At 71.7% G+C, this 18380-nt stretch carries 5 protein-coding genes and 1 pseudogene; 2 read left to right on the top strand and 4 right to left on the bottom strand.

The features are described 5' to 3' along the window. Window positions 1–100 precede the first annotated feature (100 nt). From CRM89_RS25640 to CRM89_RS25630, 3 genes and pseudogenes are all read right to left on the bottom strand, one after another. Window positions 101–5887, bottom strand: a pseudogene (locus tag CRM89_RS25640) (amino acid adenylation domain-containing protein); the annotation flags it as partial. Window positions 5888–6090: 203 nt separating this feature from the next. Then, entirely contained in the window at window positions 6091–13419 is a 7329-nt protein-coding gene (locus CRM89_RS25635; RefSeq protein WP_228821914.1) for a non-ribosomal peptide synthetase, read from the bottom strand. A gap of 810 nt (window positions 13420–14229) precedes the next feature. Further along, on the bottom strand, window positions 14230–15099 hold the full coding sequence (locus CRM89_RS25630) for a M23 family metallopeptidase (protein WP_170986858.1): 870 nt from the start codon (window positions 15097–15099) through the stop codon (window positions 14230–14232). A gap of 221 nt (window positions 15100–15320) precedes the next feature. Here CRM89_RS25630 and CRM89_RS25625 point away from each other — a divergent pair, with 221 nt between their 5' ends. Together CRM89_RS25625 and CRM89_RS25620 are read left to right on the top strand one after the other, a co-directional pair. Next, entirely contained in the window at window positions 15321–16367 is a 1047-nt protein-coding gene (locus CRM89_RS25625) for a nitronate monooxygenase (RefSeq protein ID WP_229434867.1), read from the top strand. Between the two features lie 69 nt (window positions 16368–16436). Next, window positions 16437–16829, top strand: a complete 393-nt coding sequence (locus CRM89_RS25620; protein ID WP_011207246.1) for an SCO5389 family protein — start codon at window positions 16437–16439, stop codon at window positions 16827–16829. Window positions 16830–16889: 60 nt separating this feature from the next. Here CRM89_RS25620 and CRM89_RS25615 read toward each other — a convergent pair whose 3' ends face one another. Continuing rightward, window positions 16890–18362 carry an NAD(P)/FAD-dependent oxidoreductase gene (locus CRM89_RS25615; protein WP_098086516.1) on the bottom strand — a complete coding sequence of 491 codons (1473 nt, stop codon included), beginning with the start codon at window positions 18360–18362 and terminating at the stop codon, window positions 16890–16892. Window positions 18363–18380 lie beyond the last annotated feature (18 nt).

Raw genomic sequence — 18380 nt, 5'->3', positions numbered from 1 at the left:
GGACAGCGGTGCGTGAGCAGGTCAGCGCCCGCTCGGGCCAAGCAGTTGCTTGGCCCGAGCGAGTTCACCCACAGCTCATCGGTAGGACACGCGTCCGGTGTTACGGCGTCGGATCGGTGCGCTCCGCGGCGGTGAAGAAGCGGTCGAGGACCCGGCCGATCGCGGAGAGCCCGGCGGTGGTGGTCATCCGCCAGTGGGTGGTGGGCACCGGGTGGGTGTCGATGCGGCCGCCGATCGCGCTCGCCCAGGTGTCGGCGCCGAGGCGTCCGGTGGGCTCGTCCTCGACCGCGCTGAAGTAGACGAGGTCGCCCTCGAACCGGTGCGGCCGGTAGCCCGCGGTCACTCGGAGCGAGTGGCGCGCCGCGGTGAGCACCCGTTCGATCCGGTCGGCGCCGAAGGAGGCGAACGGTTCGGGCAGCTGGGCCAGCCGCCGCGCGAGTTCGGCGGGTCCGGGCGCGCCGTCGTCGATGCCGAGATCGGTGACCTGCTGACCGAGCAGCCCGCCCAGCAGTTCGGTCATCGGCACCGGCTCGGCCGGGATCATGCTCGGGTCGATGGCCTCCGGCAGGTAGCTGTCCATCATGGCCAGCAACTCCACCCGTTCGCCTTCTTCCTGCAGTTGCACCGCGATGGCGTGCGCGAGCACACCGCCCAGCGACCAGCCCAGCAGGTGATACGGCCCCTGTGGCTGCACCGACCGGATCTCCTCCAGGTAGCGCAGCGCCCACTTCTCGGTGGTGTCGGGCAGCGATTCGCGCGAGCCGAGCGCCGGTGACTGGAGGCCGTAGATCGGCCGGTCCGTCTCCAGATGCGCGGCGAGCCCGGCGAAGGACCAGGCGATGCCGCCGAGCGGGTGGATGCAGAACAGCGGCGCGCCCGTCCCCGCCCGCAGCGGCAACAGCACGTCGAAGGCTGTCCGCGAGATCGACCCCACACCGGTGCGCTCCGCGATCACCTGGGCCACCACCCCGGCCGGGGTGGGCGTGGTGAACAGCCACATCACCGGCACCGGGATCCCCAGTTCCGCCCCGAGCCGCGCCGCCACCCGGGTGGCCACCAGGGAATTCCCGCCGCGCTCGAAGAAGTTGTCGTCCAATCCGACCGCGTCCACGCCGAGCGCCTCGGCGAACACCGCGGTGACGGTCTCCTCCAGCGGGGTCGTCGGCGCCCGGAATTCGCGGGCCTCGAACACCGGGTCGGGCAGGGCCTTGCGATCGAGTTTGCCGTTGACGTTGAGCGGCAGCGCGTCGAGCACCACGAACGCGCTCGGCACCATGTAGGAGGGCAGCCGTCCCGCCAGCCGGGACGGCAGTGTGGCGACGTCGACGCCCGCGACCGGGTCGGACGGCACCAGATACGCGACCAGACGCTCGCCGGTGGTGGCGTCGGATTTCGCCGCCACCGCCGCCGCGGCCACGCCCGGCTGCGCCTGCAACACGGCCTCGATCTCGCCGAGTTCGATGCGGAAACCGCGGATCTTCACCTGGAAATCGGCGCGTCCCCGGTACTCCAATTCCCCGCCGGAATTCCACGCCACCACATCGCCGGTGCGATACATTCGCTCGCCCGCGGCGAACGGGTTCGCGACGAACCGTTCCGCGGTCAGCTCCGGTTTGCCGAAATAGCCGCGCGCCAGCTGCGCGCCCGCCAGGTACAGCTCACCGGAGACCCCCACCGGCACCGGCCGCAAGCGGGCGTCGAGCACGTAGACCCGGCAGTTCCACTCCGGGCGGCCGATCGGCACCGAGATCTGATCGGCGTCCGTCACGTGGTGGCCGGTGATCGACACCGCCGCTTCGGTGGGACCGTAGAGGTTGAACAGCGCGACACCGGAGGCCAGCGCGCGCTGCGCCAGCGCGGCGGGCAGCGCCTCACCGATGGCGAGTACGCAGCGCAGCGAGCCCGGCAGGACCTCGCCGGAGGCGGTGAGCAGCGCGTCCAGCATCGAGGGCACGGTGTGCAGGACGGTGACGTTCTCCCGTTCCATCAGCTCGTGCAACCGGGCCGGGTCGCGGTGCCCGTCGGCCGCGGCGATCACCAACCGGCCGCCGCAGGCCGCGGCCGACCAGAACTCCCACACCGACAGGTCGAAGGTGGCGGCCGTCTTGAGCAACACCGCGTCGTCGGCGGTGAGCTCGAATTCGCTGACCTTCCACCGCAACTGGTTCACCACGGCGGCGTGCGGCACCGCCACACCCTTGGGCCGTCCGGTGGAACCGGAGGTGAAGATGACGTAGGCGGTGTGGTCCGGGCGCAGCGGCGCACGACGGTCGGCGTCGGTGATCGGCGCGGCCGAGTCCGCGACCGGGCCGTCGACCGGCAGGACCGGGGCGACCTCGGTGGTGAAACCCGTCGCGCGGTCGGTGAGGACCAGCACCGGTGCGGCCGTGCGCAGGATGTAGTCGGTGCGTTCGGCCGCCTGATCCGGGTCCACCGGCACGTACGCACCACCCGCACGGGCGACCGCGTACATCGCCACCACCAGATCGACCCCGCGCCGCAGCGCCAACGCCACCCGATCCTCGGGGCCGACGCCTCGCGCGACGAGGGTGCGGGCCAGGCGGTTGACGCGGGCGTCCAGCTCCGGCCAGGAGATCCGGCGGCGATCGGCGTCCACCAGGGCGACGGCGTGGGCGGAGGCCGCGGCCGCCGAGGCGTCCAGCAGATCGGCCAGGGTGCCCGGCGGGAGCGGATGGTCGGTGGCGTTGACGCCGCGCGTCAGTCGCTCCCGCTCGACCGGATCCAGCAGATCGATCTCGCCGACCGCGGTGCGCGGGGCGGCGACCACTTCGCGCAGCAACCGCTCGAACCGGTCCACGAAGCCGCGCACGGTGGCCGGGTCGAACAGCGCGGTGGCGTAGGTCAGGGCACCACCCATGCCCGCAGGCGCGCCGCTCTCGTCGTAACGGTCGCCCACGATCCAGTGCAGATCGAACTGCGAGACATGCACATCCACATCCAGACCCGACACGCGCAGCCCCGGCAACTCCAGGCTCGCCTCGGCCAGATTCTGGAACGAGAAGCCGACCTGGAACAGCGGATGCCGCGCCGTCGACCGCACGGGGTTGAGCACCTCGACCAGCCGCTCGAACGGCACGTCGGCATGGGCGAACGCGCGCAGATCGGTTTCCCGCTGGCGGGCCAGTAGTTCGGTGAACGACTCACCGGGGTCGATGCGGCTGCGGAAGACCAGGGTATTGACGAACATGCCGATCAGGTCGTCCAGCACCGCCTCACCACGACCGGCGATCGGCGTGCCCACCGCCACGTCGTCACCACCCGACAACCGGGCCAGCAACACCGCCAACGCCGTGTGCACAACCATGAACAACGTCGCACCCTCAGCCCGCGCCAACTCCACCAGCCCACGGTGCAACTCGGCATCGATGCGGATATCGACCACATCGCCGTCGTAGGACTGCACGGCCGGGCGGGGTCGGTCGGTCGGCAGGTCCAGCTGATCCGGCAGGCCCGCGAGTTCGGCCCGCCAGTAGGCGATCTGACGCGCGGCGGCGGTGTCCGGGTCGTCCTCGCTGCCCAGCACCTCGCGCTGCCAGATGCTGTAGTCGGCGTACTGCACCGGCAACGGCGCCCACTCCGGGGCGCGCCCGGCCGCCCGCGCCGCGTAGGCCGTCATCAGATCCCGCGTCAACGGCCCACCCGACGAGCCGTCACCCGAAATGTGGTGCACCGCGATCGCGAGCACGAAGTCCTCCGGGGCGACCCGGAACAGCACGATGCGCAACGGCACCTCGGCGGTGACGTCGAATCCCGCGCCGAGCACGCCGGCGACGGCCGTGTGCAGCTGTTCGGGCGCGACGTCGCGCACCTCCAGCTCCGGGGTCCGGTCGCCCGGCGACAGGATCACCTGCGCGGGCCCCTCGGCGGTCTCCGGGTACACCGTCCGCAACACCTCGTGCCGGGCGACCAGGTCCCGCACGGCCGCGGCCAGCGCGGGCACGTCCAGCGCGCCGGTCATCCGCAGCGCGATCGGAATGGTGTAGGCCGCCGAGTCCGGCTCGAACCGGTTGAGGAACCACATCCGCTGCTGGGCCAGCGACAGCGGGATGCGCTCCGGCCGCGGGCCCGCCCGCAGGGCACGGCGGGTCTCGTGCCCGGTCGTGTCCGCGAGCCGGGCCGCCAGCCCGCTCACCGTCGGCGCCTCGAAGACCGCGCGCGCGTCCACCCGCACACCCAGTTCCGCCCCGAGCCGGGCGGCCACCCTGGTGGCGATCAGCGAATTGCCGCCGAGTTCGAAGAAATCGTCGTCGGCACCCACCCGCACGTCCCCGCCGAGCACCTGCGCGAACACGCCCGCGACCAGCTCCTCCAGCCGGCCGGACGGCGCCCGGAACTCGGTCGTGCGCAGGACCGGCGCGGGCAGCGCCCGGCGGTCCAGCTTGCCGACCGGAGTCAACGGGATCTCGTCGAGCACGGTGATCGCGGTCGGCACCATGTGCGCGGGCAGCGCGGCCGCGGCATGCGCGACCAGCGCCTCGATGTCGATCTCGGCGCCGTCGGCGGGCACCACGTAGGCGGCCAGCACCGTCGCGTCGTTGTCGAGCCGGTGCCCGACGGTGACCGCGAAGCTCACCGATTCGTGTCCGGCCAGCACGGCGTCGATCTCACCGAGCTCGATGCGGAAGCCGCGGATCTTCACCTGGAAGTCGTTGCGTCCCAGGTATTCCAGATCACCGTCGGCGAGCCTGCGCACCAGATCGCCGGTGCGGTAGAGGCGGGTGCCCGCCTCGAACGGGTTCGCCACGAAACGAGACGCGGTGAGCGCGGGCCTGGCCCGGTAACCGCGCGCCAGCTGCGGGCCCGCGATGTACAGTTCGCCGACCGCGCCGACGGGCACCGGGACGAACCGCTCGTCGAGGACGTACTCGCGCACCGTGCGCAACGGCGGGCCGAGTGTCACCGGCCGGTCGGGGACGAGCACGTCGCTCAGGTTGGTCACGATGGTGGTCTCGGTGGGGCCGTAGCCGTTGAAGAACCGGCGGCTACGGCCGTCGGGGAGCTGAATCGTCCAGCGCCGCACCAGCTCCGGCGGGCACGCCTCACCGGCCGCCACCACCACCCGCAGGTCGTCGAGTCCGGCGGGATCGAGCGAGGCCAGCACCGAGGGCGTCATCCCCACGTGTGTCACCCGCTCGCGCCGCAGCAGTTCGGCCAGCTCGGCGCCGCCGTACACGGTCGGCGGCACCACGACCAGCGTCGCGGCGCCCGCCAGCATCAACAGGTGCTCGAACACCGAGAGATCGAACGAAGGCGAGGCGAAGTGCAGCACCCGGGACGCGCCGTCCACCTCGTAGCGGGCGGCCTGCTCGGCGCGGATGCCCGCGATACCCGCGTGGGAGACCACGACGCCCTTGGGCAGCCCGGTGGAACCGGAGGTGTAGATGACGTAGGCCGGGTGCTCGGCGCGCAACGGCCGCGTCCGGTCCGCGTTGGTGATCAGCTCGCTCGACTGCGCCGCGCACTCGGCGCGCACGCGCTCACCGTCGACGACCAGCCAGTCGACCTGCGCCGGAAGACTTTCCGCCACCTCGGCCACCGTCAGGCCGAGCACCGCGCCCGAATCGGCGAGCATGTGCGCGACCCGGTCGGCGGGATAGGCCGGGTCGACGGACAGGAAGCCGGCACCCGTCTTCGCCACCGCCCACATGCCGACCACCGACTCCAGCGACCGCGGCATCCCCAGCGCCACCAGATCCTCCGGCCCGACGCCGCGCGCGATCAACGCCCTGGCCAGGCGGGTGGAGCGCGCGTCGAGTTCGGCGTAGGTCAGCGACCCGAGCGTGCGCGAAGCATCGGCGAACACCACCGCGGTGCGGTCGGGGCTCGCTTCGACAGCGGCCACCAACAGCTGGGGAAACACCGGGACGCGTGGCCGCCGGGATCGGACGGGGCGGCTACGCGCCCCGCTCACCGGGTGGCCCCCGCCAGGAGGTAGCTCCGGTCGCGTGTCGAAAGCTGGTACATCACACTCACTCCTGTCGGGCAACGGCTGCACTACACAGGCGCGATCAGGGGCTGCCTGACCACGTGCGATCTTTCGTTTTCGAGAATGCCGCGACCGGGCTCACTTCATCGGCGGGCGGTCCTCAGGAAGTCGGCGAGCGCGAAGACTGCGATGTCTTGCCCGGCTTCCGCCTCCCGATCATGGCCGTCGAACACCACCACGCGCAAATCGGGTAGTTCGGCCGTATCGAGTCCGGACAGCGCGCTGTCCTCGGCCAGCAAATGGGTGATCCACTCGTCCGCCAGCACTCCGGTCAGGTCGTAGCCCGGCCCCTCGGGGGCGAGCACCAGGGTGGCCCCCGCCGCGCCCGCCGCCACGATCTCGGCGACGAACGCCGCGGAGTCCAGGCCGCCGTGCCGGAAGGTCCGCGACTCGTAGGTCAGCTTGGCCCGCGTCTGCATGCGTTCGGCCGCGGTCGCCAACGCGTCGTAGGTCAAGATCGCCCCGTCGGCGAGCACCAGCGCGGGATGCTCGCCGCGCAACACCGTCACGCGATTGGCGTAGGTGACCGGCCTGCTCGACTCGGCGGCGACGAGGTCACGCACCTCGGCCGAGTCCAGCCGCAACCACTGTCCGTCCGGCGAACCCGCGGTGCCCGCGACCAGACCGAGGACCGCGCCCTCGGGCAGTTCCGCGCGTCCGACCGGCGCCACGGCGGCACCCGCCTTGAGCACCGCCCACACCGCGACCACCGAGGCGACGTCCCGCGCGGGCGCCACCGCCACGACGCTGCCCGGCCCGCAGCCGCGCGCGATGAGCACCCGCGCCAGCCGGGAGGACTCGGCGTCGAGCTCGCGGAAGCTGGTCTCGGTCTCGCCGGCGGCCAGCGCCGGGGCGTCCGGGTCGTCCTCGACGGCGGCGGTGAGCAGCTGCGGCAGCTCGGTGCCGCCCGCGACGACGAACTCGTCCTCGTCGAACTCCGGCTCCGGCGCCGCCACCGCACCGCGTTCCTCGGGGTCGAGGATGTCGATGTCGCCGACGATCGCGCCGGCGTCCGCGCGCACCGCCCGCAGGATGCGGTCGAAGCGGCGGGCCATCGCCGCCACGGTCGCCTCGTCGAACAGGTCGGTGGCGTAGGTGAACGAGATCGCCAGTTCACCGGGTGTGCCGTCGGCGTGCTGGGTCGGCTGCACCACCAGCTGCAGGTCGAACTTGGCGCTGAGCTGGTCGGATTCCAGCAGCGAGATGGTGAGCCCGGGCAGTTCGGCGCGCGGCGGGGCGAAATCCTCGAAGGTGATGGCGACCTGGAACAGCGGGGTCTGCTCACGCGAGCCACCCGCGATCACCTCGGCCACCCGCTCGAACGGGATGTCGGCGTGCGCGAACGCGGCCAGGTCGGTCTCCCTGGTCGCCTCGAGCAGCGCCTGGAAGGAGGCGGCCCGGTCGACCTCGGTGCGCAGGGTCAGGGTGTTGACGAACATGCCGACCAGGTCGTCGAGCGCGCGCTCGCCGCGGCCGGCGACCGGGGTGCCGATCGCGATGTCCGAGCTGCCGGACAGCCGGGCGAGCAGTACCGCGAGCGCGGCGTGCACGACCATGAACAGCGACGCCCGGTGCTCGTGCGCCAACCGGACCAGCCCGGCGTGCACGTCGTCGTCGACGACGATGCCGACACTGGCGCCGCGCTCGGACGGCACCGCGGGCCGCGGGCGGTCCAGCGGCAGTTCCAGCGCCCCGGGCAGCCCGGCCAGCTGCTGCCGCCAGTAGTCCAGCTGACGCGCGGCCGGGGAGTCCGGGTCCTCGTCGGTACCGACGACGGCGCGCTGCCAGAGGGCGTAGTCGGCGTACTGCACCGGCAGCGGCGCCCAGCCGGGCGCCTCGCCCTCGGTGCGGGCCAGGTAGGCGGTCACCAGGTCGCGGGCCAGCGGGGCGAGCGAGACGCCGTCGGCGCAGATGTGGTGCACCACGACGACCAGCACGTGCTCCTCGGCGCCCGCGGCGAGCAGGGCGATGCGCACCGGCGCGGCCTCGGTCACGTCGAAGCCCGCCGACATCAGCTCGCCGATGCGGGCGCGCGGGTCGGCCGGGTGCTCCACCGCGAGACCGTGCGGCAGCACCGCGGTCACCGGCAGCACCTGCTGATAGGGTTGCCCGCCCGGTCCCGTGGTGGGGAACCGGGTGCGCAGCGCCTCGTGCCGCACCAGCACGTCCTCGACGGCCAGCCGCAGCGCGTCGGTGTCTAGCGCGCCCGCGAGCCGGATCGCGAACGGCAGGTTGTAGGCGGCCGAGGCGGGATCGAGCTGGTTGAGCACCCACATCCGCTGCTGGGCGAGCGAGAGCGGCACCTGCTCGGGCCGTTCGGCCCTGGTCAGCGGCGGGCGCGCGGCGGCGTGGCGGCCCACGCCGGGCACGATGCGGGCCGCCAGCGCCGCCACGGTGGGCGCCTCGAACAGATCGCGCACCGAGACGTTGGTCTCCAGCGTCTCGTTGATCCGGGCCACCGCCCGGGTCGCGAGCAGCGAGTTGCCGCCGAGTGCGAAGTAGTCGTCGTCGGCGCCCACGCGGTCCAGGCCGAGCAGTTCGGCGTAGACGGTGGCGACGATCTCCTCCACCTGGGTCACCGGCGCGCGGAACTCCCTGGCGCGGAAGGTGGGTTCGGGCAGCGCCTTGCGGTCCAGCTTGCCGCTGGTGTTGAGCGGGAAGGCGTCGAGCACGACGATCGCGGCCGGGACCATGTAGGCGGGCAGTGTCGTGCCGACGGCGGCGAGCAGGTCGTCGGTGTCGACGGTTTCGCCCGGGCGGGGCACCACGTAGCCGACGAGCTGGTCACCGGTGGCCGTCGGCACCACCAGCACCGCGGCCTGGCTGATCTGCGGCTGCGCCAGCAGCGCGGTCTCGATCTCGCCCAGCTCGATGCGCTGGCCGCGGAACTTCACCTGGAAGTCGGTGCGGCCCAAGTACTCCAGCCGGTGCGGCTGATCGCGCCACACCACCAGGTCACCGGTGCGGTACATGCGCGCGCCCGGCTCGAACGGGTTGGCCACGAACCGGTCGGCGGTGAGATCGGGCCGCGACACATAGCCGCGGGCCAGCTGCGCACCGGCCAGGTACAGCTCGCCGACCACACCCGCGGGCACCGCGCGCAGGCGCGCGTCCAGCACGTACACCCGGGTGTTCCACTGCGGCAGGCCGATCGGCACCGTGGCGACGTCCGTCTCACGGGCGGGCCAGTACGTCACCGACACGGCGGCCTCGGTGGGGCCGTACAGGTTGTGCACGGCGGCGTCGGACATCGCGCGGACGGCGGCGACGGTTTCCGGCGGCAGCGCCTCACCGATGACGAAGATGTCCCGCAGCGTGGGCACCGAGCCGGGCGCGGTGTGGGTGGCGAACACCGTCAACATCGAGGGCACGAAGTCGGTGACCGTGACACGCTGCGCGGCAATGGTTTCGGCGATGTACACCGGGTCGCGGTGGCCGTCGTGGGTGGCGACCACCAGTTTCGCGCCCGCCCGCAGCGGCATGAAGTAACCCCACAGCGAAACGTCGAACGTCGTCGCCGTCTTCTGCAGATACACATCCCCCGGACCCATCGGATACTCCGACAGCATCCACTCGATCTGATTGTCGATCGCCCCGTGCGAGACCGCCACGCCCTTCGGACGACCCGTCGAACCCGACGTGAAGATCACATACGCCGGATTGTCCCGACGCACCGGACGCACCAACTCCGCCGCCTCCACCGGCGCGGCCGAGTACCCGGACAGATCGACGGTGTCGACGTGCAGCACCTCGGCCCCCGCGGGCACGGCCGCCGCGTCGGCGGACGTGGACAGCACACACACCGGATCGGCGGTGTCGAGGATGTGCGCGATGCGCTCGGCCGGATGATCCGGATCCAACGGCACATACGCGCCACCTGCCGCGACCACCGCATACATACCGACCACGAGATCCAGCGACCGCCGGATCGCCAGGCCGACCAGGGACTCCGCGCCGACACCGCGCGCGATGAGCAGCCGGGCCAGCCGGTTGACCCGCTCGTCGAACTCGCGGTAGGTCAACTCGGCACCCTCGTAGGACAGCGCCACCGCGTCGGCGTGCGCGGCCACCGCGCGACGGTAGCCGTCCAGCAGCAGCCGCGCGGGCAGCGGGTGCGCGGTGTCGTTCCAGTCGAGCAGGATCCGCTGCCGCTCCCCCGGCTCCAGCAGATCGATCGCGCCGACGCTGCGCCGGGCGTCCTCGACCACCGCGGTCAGGACGCGGCGCAACCGCTCGGCGAAGGCCGCCATCGTCGACTCGTCGAACAGGTCGGTGGCGTAGATGAACGAGGCCGCCATGCCCGCCGGGGCGCCGTCGGTCTCACGCGGCACCAGGGTCAGTTCCAGATCGAACTTCGCCAGCGGCGCACCCAGTTCCAGCGCCGCCGCGGTGAGGCCGGGCAGCCGCAGTTCGGTGTGGGCCATGTTCTGGAAGGTCAGCATCACCTGGAACAGCGGGTGCCTGCCCATCGACCGGGCGGGGTCGAGCAGCTCGACCAGCCGCTCGAAGGGCAGATCGGCGTGCGCGAAGGCCGCCACATCGGTCTGGCGGACCTGGGCGAGCAGTTCGGCGAAGCTCGCGTCCGGGTCGACGTCGCTGCGCAGCACCAGCGTGTTGACGAACATGCCGACCAGATCGTCGAGCGCCTCGTCGCCACGACCGGCCACCGCGGTGCCGACGGCGATGTCGGTGGTCCCCGACAGCCGCGCCAGCAGCACCGAGAACGCGGCGTGCATGACGAAGAACAGCGTCGAATTGTGCTGCTGCGCCAGGCTGTCCAGTGCCGCGTGCAGTTCGGCGTCGAGCTCGAAGGAGTACGCGGCGGCCCGGTTGGACATCACCGCCGGACGCGGACGGTCCGCGGGCAGGTCCAGCTGCTCGGGAAGCCCGGCCAGCTGCTCCCGCCAGAACGCGATCTGCTGGGCCAGCAGCGAATCCGGGTCGTCCTCGGCGCCGAGCGTCTCGCGCTGCCACAGCGCGTAGTCGGCGTACTGCACCGCCAGCGGCGCCCACCGCGGACGGTCGCCGTTCACGCGCACCGAATAGGCCGACATCAGGTCGCGGGTCAGCGGGCCCATCGAGAAGCCGTCACCGGCGATGTGATGCACCACGCACAGCAGCACGTGCTCCTCGGGCCCGAGCGCGAACAGCCGCAGCCGCACCGGCGGCGCGACGGTGACGTCGAACCCGCCCAGTGCGACGGTGCCGACCTGAGCGAACAGCTCCTCCTCGGTCGCGGTGACCACATCCAGCGCGGGCACGGCGCGCGGGTCGTCGAGCGGCAGCACCTCCTGCACGCCGTCCCCGTCGACCTCCGGGTAGACCGTGCGCAGCACCTCGTGGCGCTCCACCAGGTCACGCACGGCGGCTCGCAGGGCGTCCACGTGCAGCGAGCCGGTGAGACGCACGGCGACCGGAATGTTGTTGACGCCGCTGTCGGGATCGAAGCGGTTGAGGAACCACATCCGCTGCTGGGCATACGACAGCGGCACCCGCGCCGGACGCGGCACGGCGCGCAGCGCGGGTCGCGACGGCGCACCGAGCTGCTGCTGGAGTTGCGCGGCGAGCCCGGACACGCTCGGCGATTCGAACAGCAGCGGCAGCGGCACCCGGGTGTCGAGTTCGGCGCCGATGCGGGCCACCGCCTGGGTGGCCAGCAGCGAGTTGCCGCCGAGTTCGAAGAAGTCGTCGTCGGCGCCGACCCGCTCCTCGGAATCCGGCAGCAGCAGCGCCGCGAACACGTCGGCGACGATCTGCTCGTAGCGGTTCGACGGCGCACGGAACGCCTTGCCCGCGAACACCGGAGCGGGCAGCGCGGCCCGGTCCAGCTTGCCGACCGCGTTCAGCGGCAGCTCGTCGAGCACCGTGATCGACGCCGGAACCATGTACGCGGGCAACGTCTTCCCGACGAACTCGGCCACCTCGGCGGTGTCCGGTTCGGTGCCCGGCTTGGCCAGCACGTAGGCGGCCAGCGCGGTGGTGCCCGACGGCAACGTCACACCCAGGGTCGCGGCGTAATCGATGTCGGGATGGGCGATCAGCGCGTTGTCGATCTCCCCCAATTCGATACGCAGGCCGCGGATCTTGACCTGGAAGTCCGAGCGGCCCATGTACTCGAACGCGCCGTCGGACTCGCGACGGCGCACCAGATCGCCGGTGCGGTACATCCGGGAACCGGCCGAATCGGTTTCGCCGCCCGAGGATTCGGAAGCCGACGATTTGGCAGCGAACGGATTGGCAACGAACCGTTCCGCGGTCAACTCCGGCCTACCCCAATACCCGTACGCCAGCGACGGGCCCGCCAGATACAGCTCACCCACCACCCCGGCGGGCACCGGCCGCAGACGCGGGTCGAGCACGTAGGCGCCCACACCGGGGAACGCGGTGCCGATGGTGACCGGCTCGTCGGCGCGCAATTCCGCCGACGTCACGATGACGGTGGTCTCGGTGGGCCCGTACACGTTGTGCATCGCCCGATCCGGGCGCTGCCAGCGGGCCACCAGCTCCGGATTGACCTTCTCGCCACCCACCACGACGGTGCGCACCGAGTCCAGACCCGCCGGATCCACCGACTCCAGCGCACCCGGGGTCATCAGCAGGTCGGTCACCTGCTCGCGCCGCACCAGCTCGGCCATCTCCGCGCCGCCGTACACCATCGGCGGCGCCACGATCAACGTCGCGCCCTGGGAGAAGGCGAACAGCATCTCCATCAGCGAGAAATCGAAACTCGGCGAGGTGACGTGGGTGGCCCGCGAACCGACACCGAAACCGAACCGGGCACCGACCGCGGCGACCATCGCCAGGCCGTGATGGGAGACCAGCACGCCCTTGGGTTTGCCGGTGGAACCGGAGGTGTAGATGACCCAGGCCGGATGCGCGGCGGTGAGCGGGCGCACCCGGTCGGCGTAGGAGATCGGGTGCGCGGGGCGCGCGGCGATCCGGGCCAGCTGCTCCGGGTCGTCCAGATCGATCCAGTCGACATCGCCACCGAGCGCGCCGCGATGCGCCGACGTGGTCAGCCCGACACGGGCGCCGGAATCACCGAGGATGTGCGCGATGCGGTCGGCCGGATACGCCGGATCGACCGGCACATAGGTCGCGCCGGTCTTCGCGATCGCCCACAGGGAGTTCACCGACTCGACCGAGCGGGCGATGCCCATCGCCACGAAGTCGCCGGGGCCCATGCCGCGGTCGATCAGCTCCCGCGCCAGCCGCGACGAGGACTCGTCCAATTCCCGGTAGGTCAGCTCGCGCTGATCGGCCGGCGCACCCGTCGGATTGAATCGCAGCGCCACCGCCTCGGGCGCGGACTCGACAGCCGCCGTCAGCAACTGCGGCAACAGCGCCGCACCGGATCGGCGGCGACGCCCACCCGCACCGCGTGTACCGGCAGAACGACGAGCGCTATCCATCCGACTGCACACCTCTCGCGTCACATATGGCCACACGGCCGGTTACCTCAGCCCCACCCGAGGCCGTGCTTTCTGCTGCGCCAGCGCAGTCCGGGCCCGCTCGACCTGGCGCCATTGCCCCCGACAACGTCGGCAACCCTGTTCTAATCGTCCCCCCACATCGACCCGTTGCCACCGAGTGGCGCAGCTCACACTATCCGGCGGTGTGGGCCGGATCGCAAGGGGGTAACGCCCTGCGGTTGCGGCTTGTGTTGACACCGGTTACAGGAAGTTTAGGCGTAGGCCGAGCGAAGGCCGAAACGGGCTGGTCGGGTGAGAAACGGCGACGTGAGACGGGCACGCTAGCAGGCCGAGGTCGCCGTCGCGAGACGGCCACGCCGCCTGCGGGCCGCGTCGCGAAGGCGGCCACACGAACCAGCCCGCGTCACCCTCGCGAGACCGCCGCGCGAACGGACCCCCGTCATCGAAGGCAGCCATCCGAACGAACCGACACCGCCGTCGCGAGACGGCCACGCCCGCGAACTCACGCCGTCGGGAGACGGCTGCGGAACGGACCCCCGTCACCGAGACGGCCAAACCGACATCGTCATCGTGAGGCGGCCACGCCAGCGGACCCACGTCCCTCGACAAAGCGGCCCGCACGAGGGACCGGCGCAGGGTCGGCCGCGTGAGCGGACCGTACGACGTCCCCCCGGGGCATGGGCGGGTGATCGGGTCCGCGTTGCACGGGATCGCCCTCGGTCCGGAAAGTATCGATCCGTTCGCCGGAGGACGCGGTCGGATCACGGTCTACGGCCGCGTTCCTTACCCTCAGTGGGCGGACGGGCCCCAGTGCATCGGGACGCCCTTGGCGGCCAGGTAGGGCATCGGGTCGATCTTGTTGCCGCCCTGGTCCCAGATCTCCAGGTGCAGGTGGGGGCCGGTGGACTGGCCGCGGTTGCCGACGGTGGCGATGACGTCGCCCGCGTTGACGCGCTGGCCCGCCTGTACATACATGTCGTTGACGTGGCCGTAGACGGCGGTGGTGCCGTCGTCCTGCAGCACGCGCACCCACAGGCCGAAGCCCGAGGCGGGACCGGCCTCGATGACGGTGCCGCTGCTGACCGAGCGGATCGGGGCGCCGAGCGCGTCGGCGAAGTCGAGCCCGTAGTGGAACTGGCCCCAGCGGGTGCCGTAGCCGGAGCTGATGGCGCCGGCGACCGGGCGAACCGCCACGGGCGGCGCCACGTGCTGCTGGACGTTCTTGAGCACGTCCTCGACCTGGGCCAGCGGCGCGGCGATCTCCGGCGGCAGGTTCGGGATACCGAACGGCTGCTGCGCGACGTTCTGCGCGACCGGCGCGGCGACCTGGGTGACCGGCGCGGGATCGGCGGCCGGGGCGGGCTCGGCGATCTGCTTCGCCTCGGCGGCCGGGATCTCGGCGGTGCCCTTGAACGCGATGGTCTCCTCGGCGGCCTCGGTGTTGCGCGCGGGGGCCAGCGGCGATGCGGCGGCGAGGGCCGGGGCGACCTGCGCGGCGACGCCGACCAGGGCACCCGCGGCGACGGCGGCGCTCGCGGCGGCCCGCACCCGCTCACCCTGGCTGGACTGGGCACGGTGACGCGTCGGACGACCCGTGGCGCCGTGGCCGAGCAGGCTCTCGACGGTGATGGAACTGGGGCCAAGCCGGTGCTGCGACAAGATTCGTCCTCGCGTCCGTCCTACAGTTGCCAACGAACGCCGCCGCGTCACCCGCTGACCCGGGCCGACCATGTCGTCGGGATCGGCCGTGGTCCGCGATTTGTAACGTTTCGGCATCCGTTGTGACGGGAACTCTACCCTGTCGTGACCATTCCGCAACCTTCGGTCACGAATCGACGGTGAGGTCCATGTCACAGCGGCCGCGGGCGCAGACTCGGACCGTGATCATCGACGAACTGCGCGTCCCGATCGTGCTCGCCCCGATGGCGGGCGGCCCCTCCACTCCCGAACTCGCGGCGGCGGTCTGCGCGGCGGGCGGCCTCGGCACCGTCGCCGCCGGCTACCTGAGCGCCGCCGACACCGCGGCCAGGATCGAGGCCACCAGAAGCCGCACCGACGCCCCCTTCGGCGTGAACCTCTTCGTGCCGGGACCGGCCACTCCCCGCGCCGAATTCGCCGGGTATCTCGCCGAGCTCGGCGAGCGGTTCGCACTCGGCGAGCCCCGCCACGACACCGACGACTGGGCCGCGAAGCTCGACCTCCTGGTGGCCGCCCCGGTGCCCGTGGTCAGCTGCACCTTCGGCTGCCCCACCGCCGCCGAGATCGCGCGCCTGCACGCGGTCGGCACCGAGGTGTGGGTCACCGTGACCTCGGTGGCGGAGGCGCGCATCGCCGTCGAGGCGGGTGCGGACGTGCTCGTCGCGCAGGGCGCCGAGGCGGGCGGGCACCGGGCGACGTTCGTCGACCGGGTCGCCGACGACGCGATCGACCCGCTCGGCCTGCTCGCCCTGCTCCAACTGCTCACCGCCGCCACCGACCGGCCGATCGTCGCGGCGGGCGGTATCGCCACCGGCGCGGGCATCGCCGCCGTCCTGGCCGCGGGCGCCGCCGCCGCGCAACTGGGCACCGCGTTCCTGCGCTGCCCGGAAGCGGGCACCAACCCGGTGCACCGCGCCGCCGTGCCGACCGAGACGCCCACCATGCTGACGCGCGCGTTCACCGGCAGGCTCGCGCGCGGGGTGCGCAACGACTTCATGGCGCGACACTCCGCGAGCGCCCCGGCGGCCTATCCCGAAATCCACTTCGCGACAGCGCCGTTGCGCGCCGAAGCGCGGTCGTCCGGCAACCCGGAGAATGTCAATCTGTGGGCGGGCCAAGCACATTCGCTCGCGTCCGAGTTACCGGCGGGCGAACTCGTGCGACAGCTGGCCGAAGAGACGAAAGCCGCTCTGGATTCGGCACTTTCGCGCCGAATCCAGCCTTGTTGACAACGAGTATCGTTTACACTCGGGAAGGCATCGCAACCGCCATCCACCCCATCCCAGGAGGAGAGCGCCATGTCCCTCGATGTTCCCGCCGCCCTGCTCGAACGCGCCGAACGCGGTGAGATCGACGACGCCGACTTCGTCGACTGCGTGAAGAACTCGCTGCCCTACGCCTGGGAGGTCGTGAGCCGGGTCGTCGGCGACCTGCAGTCGGGCACAGCCGAATTCGCCGACAACGTGGTTCCGCCGCCGGACGAGACCGCCCGCGGGCAGCTGCTGCGCGCGATGGCCTCCGACGCGATCCGCGGCGGCCTGGAGCGGCACTTCGGCGTCAAGCTCGCCTTCCAGAACTGCCACCGGGTGGCGGCCTTCCCGCTCAGCGCCGTGGGCGGCGACACCTACTCGACGTTCATCAGCACCCGGGCCCAGCTGCTCAACCAGAGCCCGGAACTGCGGAACTGCTGATCCGGCAGCCGCTTTCCCGCCCGGCGCGACACCCCGCGCCGGGCGGGCCGCCGTTCTCCCTCAGCCCCGCCCCGCCACGGCCTGCCCCTCCACGTAGTCGAGCGGGTCGAACCGGCGTGTCTTCCACCGGTACAGCCAGGTGATTCCCGGCCAGTTGTTGGTGATCCGGCCCGAGGCGTTGCGGTACCAGCTGGAGCAGAAGTTCCAGGGCGTGTCCCGCAGCCGTCGTTGCAGCCAGTCGTCCCAATTCTGTTCGACATCGGCGCGCGCGGCCAGATGACGGCCCGGCCGCGCGGTCACGTAGTCGATCACCTGCCGGATGTAGCGGGCCTGGGACTCGAGCATGTAGATGATCGAGCCCGCACCGACATTGGTGTTCGGGCCGTACATCATGAACAGGTTCGGGAACTCCGGCACCGAGAGTCCCAGGTAGGCGCGAGCGCCCTCGTCCGCCCAGACGTCGGCCAGCTTGCGGCCGCCGAGCCCGTAGATGTTCATCGGCGCCAGGAATTCGGTGCCCTTGAAACCGGTGCCGTAGATGATCACGTCGGCCTCGTGCAGGATGCCGTCCGCGGTGCGCACGCCGGTGGGCGTGATCTCGGTGATGGCCGTGGTCTCCACCGTCACGTTCGGCTGGGCCAGGGCCGGGAAGTAGTCGTTGGAGAACAGCCCGCGCTTGCAGCCGGGCTCGTAGTCCGGCGTCAGCTTGGCGCGCAGGACCGGATCGACGACCTGGCGCTCCCGGTGCCGTTCGGCCAGCGCCACCACCGGCCCTTTGATCCACGGCAGATCGGTCAGCCCGAGCGCGAGGAACTCGAAGATCGCCCAGATCGCGAACCGCTCGGCCAGCCGGGTCGGCGGCAGGTACCGGAACAGGGCGTGGTGCAGCGCGCGGTACTCGACATCGGGCTTGGGCAACACCCACGCGGCCGAGCGCTGGAACAGCGTGAGGTGGGCGACGTCGGGCTGGATGCGCGGGATGTACTGGATGGCGCTGGCGCCGGTGCCGATGCAGGCCACCCGCTTGCCGGTGAGATCGACGTCGTGGTCCCACCGCGCGGAGTGGAAGGCCGCCCCGGTGAAGGTGTCGATGCCGGGGATGCTCGGCATCGCCGGACGCGAGAGCTGCCCCACCGCGGACACCAGGATCGCGCACCGCAGCTGCTCGCCGTCGGCGGTGGACACCGTCCAGCCGCCGCGGCTCTCGTCGAACTCGGCGTCGGTGACCTCGGTGCCGAACCGGATGAACCGTTCCAGATCATGCTTGCGCGCCACGCCGCGCATGTAGTCGTGGATGTCGCGCTGCTCCGAGAAGCGCCGGGGCCAGTCCGCTTTCGGCTCGTGGGAGAACGAGTACAGCGGCGAGGGCACGTCGCAGGCGGCGCCGGGATAGGTGTTCTCCCGCCACACGCCGCCGAGGTCGGCGGCCTTCTCGAGGATGCGGAAATCGTCGAACCCGGCGCGCCGCAGTTCCAGCGCGAGGCCGAGCCCGCCGAACCCGGCGCCGATGATCAGGACGGACGGCGATGTCATCTTTCGAGCGTAAGCGCC

The organism is Nocardia sp. FDAARGOS_372, from assembly GCF_002554515.1.
In the GTDB taxonomy this organism is placed as follows: domain Bacteria; phylum Actinomycetota; class Actinomycetes; order Mycobacteriales; family Mycobacteriaceae; genus Nocardia; species Nocardia farcinica.
Note: the sequence above shows the minus strand (reverse complement) of the source record. Positions and strands in the feature narration are given on the sequence as shown.